The following is a 5535-nucleotide window of genomic DNA, read 5'->3' as shown; positions in this document are numbered from 1 at the left end:
CCTCCGGCATCCCGGCCAGCGCGTCGACGCTCGCCGCGAGGAACCGGCGGCCGACCTCGGCGTTGGCCGTGCCCAGCGTGACGAGCACGAGCGGCCGCCCGTCGAGCCGGTCCCACGGGAAATCCGTGTCGACGCCCCGAGCCGGTGCGGGTCCGACGTAGCGCAGTGGCGCGGCGAACCGCGTCGAAGGCGGCCCGGCGAGCGCCTGGGTGGTGAACGCGAGCACCCCGTACGGCGAAAACCGCAGGTCGCCGGTCAGCACGCCGTGCCGCGCGCGCAGCCCGTCCTGCAGGCGGCTGATCCAGTCGGCGATCTTCGGCAGCCCGCCGAGCGGGTCGGCCAGCTCGGTGGACGTCGACGCGGAGGTCGCCCACGGCATCCCGCACCGGGTCGCCACGAGCGCGCCGGCCAGCGCCTGCTGGTCCGCGACCACCGCGTCCGGCTCGAACTCCGCGATCGCCGCCGCGACCCCGGGAGCCATCGCGTCGGCCAGCGGGACCAGGTAGTCCTCCCACAGGTACTTCAGCGCCGCGAACCCCCGCAGGCCCGGCGGCCGCTTCTCCAGCGCGAACGCCCGCGAGTCGCCCGCGGGGAACACCGCGCCGCCGGTGAGTTCCGAGGTCATCGGCTCCGGCCCGCACCACGCCACCCGGTGCCCGCGCGTCTCCAGCTCCGCGGCCACCGTCCGCAGCGGGTTCACGTGCCCGGTCAGCGGCGGGACGACGAGCAGGAACCGGCTCACGACGCGCCGTGCCTGGCGACCCAGCGCAGCAGCAGCTCCCGCACCTCGCGGTGCTGCTCGACCAGCACCGAGTGTCCCTGCCCGTCGAACACGTGCAGCTCTCCCTTGGGCAGCAAGGAAGTCAGCGCCTCGAGGTCGTCGGACTGGTAGCCGTGACTGCCCAAAAGGGACAGTACGGGACAGTCGATGGCCGCGACCTCGGCCAGCGTCATCAACGGTCCCAGCGGGACCTCCGCGGCCATGTTCGTCGACATCATCCGCTCGGCCGCCATCCGCGCGAGCCGCCGGTGGTGCGAGCTGTAGTTCGCCTCGATCCAGTCGAAACTCTCCTCCACCTGAAGGAATCGCACGGTGTGCTCAAGGATCTGCGTCATCTTCCGCGACCACACGTCGGTGGGCGGCTCGGACTCGATGCACACGATGCTGCGCACGCGGTCCGGGTACGCCGAGGCGTAGCTGTAGGCCAGCGTGCCGCCGAAGCTGTTGCCCACCAGGTGCACGGGCCGGTCGACGGCGAGCTGGACGAGCAGGTCGTCGAGGTCGGCGATGAAGTCCTTGATCGTGTACCCGCTCACCGGCCGCTCGGTCTTGCCGTGCCCCCGCAGGTCGTAGCTGATCACGTCGATCCCGGCGGCGGCGACCGGCGGCGCCAGCGTGAGGTAGAAGCTCGCGAGGCTGTCGGTGCCCATTCCGTGCAGGAAGACCACGGTCTCGGCACCGTCCGCGGGCACGAGCTGCACGTTGGTGCGCAGCCCGTTGACGGTCATCATCGGCATCGTGTCAGCTCCTTCCGGCGGCGGACAGCCGCCCGGCGACATAGCCGGCGATGTCGCCGACCCGCAGTTCGATGACCTCGTCGAGGTCCTTCTCGGCGAGGAACTCCGCGAGGTTGACCTTGGCGCCGAAGTGCTCGGCGAGGATGCCCGCGAACGTCACCAGGTCGATGCTTTCGAGCTGGAGGTCCTCGTGGAAGGTGGTTTCTCTGGTGATCTCGATGCCGAGCACGTCCACGTCGCCGACGAGGTCGGTGAGCAGGGCGGCGACCGTGTCGAAGACGTCGATCCCGGTGGTCTGGTTCAGCTGCATGGTGGCTCCACGGTCGAGGTTCACAGGTGTTCGGCGGTCCAGGCGACGACGTAGCCCGGTAGTTCGGCGTACCGCACGGGATCGCCCCGCACGCCGGCGACCTCTTCCACGAGGCCGGTCAGTTCCCCTTCACGCCGCAGCGCGATCCGCGGCGGTATCAGGGCGTCAGCGGGGCGGGCCAGCGCGACGGCGAGCCCGTCGAGCTGCGCCACGGCGGTGTCGAGGGCGGGCAGTTCCCGGCCGTGTCGACCGGAAACCCCTTGCTCGCGCACGTGGATCTCCGCCGGGAAGACCGGTTCCGCGAGCCGGGCCCGCACGGCGTCCTTGAGTGCGATCCGCTCCAGCAGCCAGCCTCGCTGCCTGCGCGGCGGGCACGCCGTGAACTCCCCGCGTTCGCCGGCGTTGAGGTACACGCCCGCATAGATGTCGCGCGCCGCGACGCTCGGCCAGCGGTCGGTCACCAGTGACCAGCCGCCGTCCTGGTCCTCGGCGAGCCGGTGCCGGTCGGGGAAGGCGTAGACGCGGTGGGCCGGGCGGTCGCAGGGGAACCGGATGTCGCGCCACTGGCGGATCTCCGCCCAGACCCGTCCTTTGTGGACCAGTTCGGCGTCCATCTCGAGCACGTCCGGCTCGGGCGTGCGGACGTGCACCAGGCAGCTCAGCCGGGTCCCCGGCGGCAGGTCCGGTCCGTACAGCCTGATGTTTCCCATGGAGCGGGGGAACGCGAGCAGCCGGGTGGTCTGCGTGCCCATCAGCCAGCAGCCGAGCAGCTGGCCGACGTTGTCCAGCAACGCGCCCGGCGCGGACGGCACGACCAGCTCACCGCGGATGTGCCATTCGCCGATGCCGGTCAGCTCGGCCAGCCCCTGATACGCCGGGCCGTGGAACATCTCGCGGCGCGAGTAGATCTCCGGCGCGGTCAGCGGCGGTGTCGTTTCGGCCGCGGGCAACGGCGAAGGCGCCCGGGACGACACGGGGTAGGCGCCCGCGAGTTCGACCGTCATCGACGCGTACGGCCCGATCTCGACGGCCACCCTGGCACCGTCGCGGGCCATCGTCACCGGGACGCGGCAGGCGGGCACGGCGATGAGCCAGCGGGAAAACGTCGCGTCGTGCACGGCGGTCGCGACCGTGCCCGGCCAGGCCCGCACGACCTCGCGGCAGGCGAGGTCGACGAGCGTGGTCGCCGGGACGACCGGCCGCCGGTCCACCTCGTCCGGCCAGTCCTCGCGCTGCCGGAAGAAGCGGTGGTCGCGCAGATAAGGCATGGCGGCCAACGACACGTCCACAATGGACTCCCGCACCTTGGCGGAACCGGCCGCCGCGGCCACGACCGAGGTCGCCGCCTCGCGGGTCTCCCGCAGCAGCGCGGTGAACTCGGCGATGATCGCGTCAGGAACGCCGTCTGGGATCTCCGGCAGCACGTCGGCCACGGGTTCGAGCGGCCCGCGCGCGCTGTCGGCGACCGGCAGCGGCGAGCCGCCGGTGCTCAGCGGGCTCCGGCGGGTCTCCAGCGCGTCGAAGCGGGGCCGCGCCCCCTCGACCCACAGGGCCGTCGCGACGCGCCGCAACTGCGCGAGCCCGTCGCGGGTCCCCGAGGCCGCGCCGATCACCAGGTGGCGGCGGTCGCCGAGGGTGTCGGCCACGAACGAGCCCAGCTGCCCGGCGCCGACCTGGATGAACGCGCGGAAACCCTTTTCATACAAGGCGTCCAGCAGGCGCTGGAAACGCACCGGCTCCACCAGGTGGGCGACGTAGAGCTCGCGGACGGCGTCCGGCTCGGCCGGATAGGGCCGGGCGGTGGTCGCCGACCACACCGGGATCCGGGGCGGCAGCAGCTCCAGTCCGGCCGCCAGCCTGGCGAACGGCGCCACGTGCGGCAGCAGGAAGGGCGTGTGGAAGCCGGAGCGGAACGGCAGCACACGGGCGACGATGCCCTCGGCGCGGCAGCGCTCGGCGAACCGCGCGATCGGCTCGCCCGGCCCGCAGACGATGGTCTGCCGGGGTGCGTTCTCGTGCGACACCAGCAGGTCCGGCTCGGTGCCGAGGAAGTCGGCGGCCCGCTTCGACGAACAGCCGAGCACCAGGAAGTCGACCTCGGGCAGCGAGAACCCGTCCGGCCAATAGCGGTCGAGCAGGTCGCGGGTGCTCGCCGCCGGGTACATCCCGGCGACCTGCATGGCCGTCCACTCGCCGACGCTGTGCCCGGCGAGCGCGTCGGGCACGAGCTCCAGCCGGGTCAACGCCGTGTGCAGGAGCCTGCCCACCCGCGAAACACTCGTCGCGCGGTCGAGCACGCTCGCCGTCGACCACTCCGGGCGCTCGAGGCCGAAATGCCGTGCGATGTCCGCGCACCGCGGTTCCGCGTCGGCTTCGAGACCGGGATACAGGAAGGCGGTCTTCGCGCCGGGCGTCCACAAGAGAGGCTGCGGGGTGAACCAGACGTCCTTGAGTCCTTGCCAGGGAACACCTTTGGCGACGACCTTGCGCGCGACTTCGAGACGGCGCGCGTCCGGGCCGACCACCCCGAGCCGGACCGGCCCCGAAGTGTCCACTGTGGATTCCACGGGCCCGTCGAGCAGCCGGAGGAGTTCATCCGCGGAGTCCGCCGCGAGTCGCAGGACACGCTCGGGCTCGGTGACCACAGCACGCCGCTTCGGCGCGGAGGCTGCTTCGTGTTCCTCCGGCACCACGTGGGCGTTGGCCGTGGGCTCCTGGCCTTCTCCGCTCACCACAGCGACGCCGTGTAGAGCACCGAACGAAGGTCCCGCGGCCCGTAGGCGAGCTCGCGCAGCAACGCGGCGGTGCCCTCGGCCGGGTCGATCAGGCCGATCTCGCGCCGCCCGTATTCGCGGGCGAGCTCACCGGACACCATGCCGTTGTGGCCATCCGAGGGCGCCCACGGTCCCCAATGGACGGTCAGCGCACGGTTACCGGTTCGCTCCGCCCAGCTCGCGCCGAGTGACTCCAGTGCGTCGTTCGCGGCGGCGTAGTCGGTCTGGCCCCGGTTTCCCAGCACCGCGGAGATGCTGCCGAAGAAGGCGACGAACCCGGGGCGGACGTTGAGCTGGACGAGCGCGTCGAGCAGTGCTCGTGCACCGTCCACTTTGGTCCCGAAGACCGCGCGGAACGACCGTTCGTCCTTCTCCGCCATGAGCTTGTCGTCGATGACCCCGGCAGCGTGCACGACACCGTCGAGCCGCCCGTAGCGGGCGTGGATGTCCTTGACCACCTGGCGGACGGCCGTGCCGTCACGGGCGTCGAGGCAGCGGTAGCCCGCCTCGCCGCCGACTGCCCGGATCTCGTCGAGCGTGCGCCCGATCTCCCGCTGGGCCAGCACGGTGTGCACCCGGCGCTCGATGTCGGCGATCGTGCCGCCCCGCGCCGCCAGCGCGGACCGCAGTGCCTGCGCGTCAGCGAACCCGGCCAGCTCGGCGTCCACCGGGTCGCCCGGCCATGGCGTCCGCCCGGCGAGCTCGATCCGGCACCCGCTGGCGGCCAGCGCGACAGCGGTGCGGGCGGTGATCCCCCGCGCGCCGCCGATCAGCAGCACCACGGAGTCACGGCCGAGCCCGATCGCCTGCGCCTCACCGCCGCCGGGACCCGCGCCGGAGTACGCGACCGAGCCGAGGTCCTCGGCCACCTGCTCGATCGTGCCGCGGCCGTCGGCGTCGTACCGCACGACCGGGGTCCCGCCCGCGGCGTCC

General features: G+C 72.5%; 5 protein-coding genes. All 5 read right to left on the bottom strand.

All coding sequences use genetic code 11. The features are described 5' to 3' along the window. Nucleotides 1–742 (bottom strand): glycosyltransferase (locus tag QMK34_RS46765; RefSeq protein ID WP_442785372.1); only part of this gene is annotated, 742 nt, incomplete at its 3' end. Then, nucleotides 739–1518 carry an alpha/beta fold hydrolase gene (locus QMK34_RS46760; protein WP_326421467.1) on the bottom strand — a complete coding sequence of 260 codons (780 nt, stop codon included), beginning with the start codon at nt 1516–1518 and terminating at the stop codon, nt 739–741. The genes QMK34_RS46765 and QMK34_RS46760, both read right to left, overlap by 4 nt. 4 nt (nt 1519–1522) lie before the next feature. Then, nucleotides 1523–1828, bottom strand: coding sequence for an acyl carrier protein (locus QMK34_RS46755; protein WP_326421466.1), 306 nt, complete (start codon nt 1826–1828; stop codon nt 1523–1525). Nucleotides 1829–1848: 20 nt separating this feature from the next. Beyond that, nucleotides 1849–4560 carry an acyltransferase domain-containing protein gene (locus QMK34_RS46750; protein WP_326421465.1) on the bottom strand — a complete coding sequence of 904 codons (2712 nt, stop codon included), beginning with the start codon at nt 4558–4560 and terminating at the stop codon, nt 1849–1851. Then, nucleotides 4557–5535, bottom strand: a 979-nt coding sequence (locus QMK34_RS46745) for an SDR family NAD(P)-dependent oxidoreductase (RefSeq protein WP_326421464.1), incomplete at its 5' end; no start/stop codon positions are given. The genes QMK34_RS46750 and QMK34_RS46745, both read right to left, overlap by 4 nt.

Origin of the sequence: Amycolatopsis sp. H20-H5, from assembly GCF_035828755.1 — a bacterium.
Classification (GTDB): domain Bacteria; phylum Actinomycetota; class Actinomycetes; order Mycobacteriales; family Pseudonocardiaceae; genus Amycolatopsis.
This window is presented reverse-complemented; position numbering and strand designations above follow the sequence as displayed.

Coding starts and splice junctions, on each gene's coding strand:
- QMK34_RS46755 (WP_326421466.1), bottom strand. CDS start 1,828: ATGCAGCTGAACCAGACCACCGGGATCGACGTCTTCGACACGGTCGCC.
- QMK34_RS46760 (WP_326421467.1), bottom strand. CDS start 1,518: ATGCCGATGATGACCGTCAACGGGCTGCGCACCAACGTGCAGCTCGTG.